This is a genomic window from Streptomyces sp. C, from assembly GCF_000158895.1.
Lineage (GTDB): Bacteria > Actinomycetota > Actinomycetes > Streptomycetales > Streptomycetaceae > Streptomyces > Streptomyces racemochromogenes.
Window position 1 is genome coordinate 7,115,910 of the sequence record NZ_GG657750.1, and the last position, 3,806, is coordinate 7,119,715.

The window sequence follows — 3,806 nt, forward strand, 5'->3', positions numbered from 1 at the left end:
CCGTACGCCGCAACGGACGCGTCATCAGGACCATCCCCGTCACCACCGGAAAGGCCGGCTTCCTGACCCGCAGCGGCATCAAGGTCGTCCTCGGCAAGGAGGCCAAGGTCCGCATGCGCGGCGACAGCGTCGGCATCAAGAAGGGCACCAAGGAGTTCTACGACCTCCCCGTCCTCTACGCGACCCGGGTCACCTGGAGCGGGGAGTACGTCCACGCCGCGCCCTGGTCCGTCGAGGCGCAGGGCGAGGAGAACGTCAGCCACGGCTGCACCGGCATGTCCACCGAGGACGCCGCCTGGTTCTACGAGACCGTCCGCGAGGGCGACATCGTCGAGGTGGTCAACAGCGGCGGCGAGCGGATGGACCCCTTCGGCAACGGCATCGGCGACTGGAACGTGGACTGGCGCACCTGGCTCTCGGGCAGCGCCCTGACCCCGGCGGCCGCCGGGCACCGCACGCCGGACGCCCCCTCCCGCCTCGACCCCACGACCTGAGCGGTGTCCCCCCTCGCGCCGCCCCGCCCGGCGCGGTCCGCCGCCGGACCGCGCCGGGTGCTGCTCGCGGGCTCCGCCGGGAACTTCACCGAGTGGTACGAGTTCGGCGTCTACGGCGCCTTCGCCACGGTCATCGCCGACCGGTTCTTCACCCCCGCGCACGCGGCCGGGCAGAGCGGCGCCGGCCCGCTGGTCGCCACCTACGGGTCCTTCGCGGTGTCCTTCTTCTTCCGGCCCGCCGGAGCCGTCCTCTTCGGCCGCATCGGCGACCGTGCGGGCCGCCGCACCGCCCTGGTGCTCGTCATCGCCCTGATGACCCTGGCCACCACCCTGATCGGGCTGCTCCCCGACCGGGACACCATCGGCGTCGCCGCGCCCTGGCTGCTCACCCTGCTGCGCGTACTGCAAGGGCTGTGCCTGGGCGGGGAGTTCGGCGGAGCCGTGGCCCTGATGACGGAATCGGCCCCGCCGGCCCGGCGGGGCCGGCACGGAGCCTGGCAGTCCTTCACCGTCGCCCTGGGCCTGCTCGCCGGCGCGGCCGTCGCCGCCCTCCTGGCCGGACTGCTCACGCCGGCGGCCCTGCACGCCTGGGGCTGGCGCATCCCCTTCCTGCTGGCCCTGCCGCTCGGCCTGACCGCGTACCGGCTCCGCGCCGGCCTCCCCGACGACCCGCCGGCGCAGGCCCCACGGCCGGCGCCGGCCCCCACGACCGCCCCCGCACCGCCGGAAGCCGTACCGCCGTTGCCGGGTGCCGCGCCGCGGGCTGCTCCCCGCCCCGCCCTTCCTCCGTTCCCCGGGGCTCCGCCCCGGACCCCCGCGACTCAATCGCCGGCGGGGCTGGAGGCACCTCCCAGCGGTAGCCGGGGGAGTTTGGGCGCACCGGGCGCGGAGCGCCCGGTATCGGGGTCAGGGGCAGAGCCCCTGGGAACGGTGGAAGGGCGGGGAGGGGCCGGCCCCGCGCAGCGGCCCGGCCCCGTCGGCACCGGCACCGCCGTCAGGGGTACCGGCCCCGCCGCGAGCGGCTCCGCCCCCGCACCCACGCCCCCCGGAGGGTCCGGCACGGCCCGCGCCGTCCTCCTCGGGGTCGCGCGGATCATGGGATGGTCCGCGGCCGGGTACACCTTCCTCGTGGTGCTGCCCTCCTACCTCCAGGCCACCCTCGGCGCCTCCTTCCGGCAGGCCCTGACCGCGACCGCCCTCGCCAACCTCGGCTTCGCCGCCGCCATCCTGCCCGCCGGGACCCTCAGCGACCGGATCGGCCGCCGCCCCGTCATGCTCACCGGGGCCCTCGGCGTCACCCTCCTCGCGCTCCCGCTGCTCCACCTCCTCCAGGACCCGGCGGCCGGCGCCCCCGCCAAGGCCGCCGCCGTCCTCGGCGCGGGCGCCACCGTCGGGCTCCTCGCGGGCCCGGGGCCCGCCATGCTCGCCGAGATGTTCCCCGCCCGGGTGCGCTGCACCGGGCTCGGGCTGGCGTACGCCCTCACCGGCGCCGTGTTCTCCGGTTGCGCGGGCCTCGTCATCACCGCCCTGACCGCCGCCACCGGCGACCGCGACGTCCCCGCCTACTACGCCGCCGGCACCTGTGCCCTCAGCGCCCTCGCCCTGGCCGGGCTGCGCGGCGACGACCACCGCGGGCCCCTGCGATGAGGGTGATCGGCCTGATGTCGGGCACCTCGTACGACGCCGTCGACGCGGCCGCCGCCCGCCTCACCCCGGAGGACGGCGGCGAGACCCTGCGGCTGGTCCCGCTCGGGCTGGTCAGCGCCCCCTACCAGGACGGACTGCGCGACGCCCTCGCGGCGGCCCTGCCGCCCGCTCCCACTACCCTGGCCGACGTCTGCCTCCTCGACACCCGCATCGGGCAGGCCTTCGCCGGCCTCGCGGCCCGCGCCGACCGCGAACTGTGCGCCGGCCGCGCCGACCTGATCGCCTCCCACGGCCAGACCGTCTACCACTGGACCGACGCCGGCCAGGTGCACGGCACCCTCCAGCTCGGCCGCCCCGCCTGGATCGCCGAAGCCACCGGCAGCCCCGTCGTCTCCGACTTCCGCCCCCGCGACATCGCCGCCGGCGGCCAGGGCGCCCCGCTGGTCGCCCTCGTCGACCTGATGCTGCTGCGCGGCCGCCCCGGCACGCCCGCCGCCCTCAACATCGGCGGCATCGCCAACCTCACCGCCCTGCCGCAGGCCGGCCCGCCCGTCGCCTTCGACACCGGCCCGGGCAACGCCCTGATGGACGCCGCCGTACGGGAACTCACCGCGGGCCGGCTCGGATACGACGAGGACGGCGCCCTCGCCGCCGCCGGCCGGGTCCACGAGCCGCTCCTGAGGCGGCTGCTCGCCGAGCCCTACTACCGGCTGCCCGCGCCCAAGACCACCGGCAAGGAGCTCTTCCACCACGGCCACCTGCGCGCCGCCCTCGACGGCTGCGCCCCCCTCCCGCCGCAGGACCTCCTCGCCACCCTCGCCCGGCTCACCGCCCGGACCGTCGCCGACGCGCTGCGCCCGCTGCGCGTCACCGAGGTCGTCGCCTCCGGCGGCGGCACCCGCAACCCGGCCCTCATGGCCATGCTCCGCGAGGAACTGCCCCCGCGCACCGCCCTGCTGGACTCGGCGGCCCTGGGACTGCCCGCCGCCGCCAAGGAGGCGTACGCCTTCCCCTTCCTCGGCTACCTCGCCCTGCACGGCCTGCCCGGCAACGCCCCCTGTGGTGCACCGGGGCGCGGGGGCCCCGGGTGCTCGGCTCCCTCACCCCGGGGCGCACACCCCTGCGGCTTCCGCCCGTGCCCTCCCGGCCGCCGGTACGGATCGCCGTCGGGCCGCCGCCGTGAGCCCGGCCGCGGCCGCGCGGGGCGCCGGACGCGGGCGGACGCTCCGGGAGCAGACGGCCGTGGTGCCGGGCGGCAGCACCCGCACCCGCGGCCCCGGCCGGTCCGGCAGCAGCGCGAGCAGCGCCGGCAGGGCGGAGGCGAAGCACAACCGGCCCCCGTCCGGCTCCCAGTGGTAGTAGAGCGGGGTGCCGCCCGCCCCGGCGGCGGCCAGTACCAGCACCGGTTCGGCGCGGGCGTCGACCACGGCCGCCGCGTACGCGCCCGCGACGTGCGCCGCGAACCCCGCGCCGTCCAGCGCGAAGGCGGAGTGCACCAGCGCCGCGTCGTTGCGGTCGGCGCCCCGGCAGCCCGCGGACCTCCAGCCGGGTGGCCAGGGCGAGCCGGCCCCCGATCCCGCCGTCGAGGGCCGCGGCGACCCCGCCCCGGTCGAAGAGCCGGCCGGACGCCAGCGCCCAGCCCTCGCCGCGGCTCAGGCGGATCCC

General features: G+C 78.0%; 3 protein-coding genes and 1 pseudogene. 3 read left to right on the forward strand and 1 reads right to left on the reverse strand.

The features are described from left to right. The 3 genes and pseudogenes from SSNG_RS31825 to SSNG_RS31840 form a co-directional block, all read left to right on the forward strand. On the forward strand, positions 1-494 hold a 494-nt coding region (locus SSNG_RS31825; protein WP_007268056.1), incomplete at its 5' end, for a L,D-transpeptidase. Between the two features lie 3 nt (positions 495-497). After that, entirely contained in the window at positions 498-2,141 is a 1,644-nt protein-coding gene (locus SSNG_RS44305; RefSeq protein ID WP_241695166.1) for an MFS transporter, read from the forward strand. After that, positions 2,138-3,324, forward strand: a pseudogene (locus SSNG_RS31840) (anhydro-N-acetylmuramic acid kinase). The gene SSNG_RS44305 and the pseudogene SSNG_RS31840 overlap by 4 nt, the downstream one beginning before the upstream one ends. On the opposite strand, the gene SSNG_RS31845 reads toward SSNG_RS31840, so the two are convergent. Then, positions 3,242-3,637: a hypothetical protein gene (locus SSNG_RS31845; RefSeq protein WP_042802469.1), complete on the reverse strand. Its 396-nt coding sequence runs from the start codon at positions 3,635-3,637 to the stop codon at positions 3,242-3,244. The pseudogene SSNG_RS31840 and the gene SSNG_RS31845 sit on opposite strands and share 83 nt — an antisense overlap. Positions 3,638-3,806: the final 169 nt, after the last annotated feature.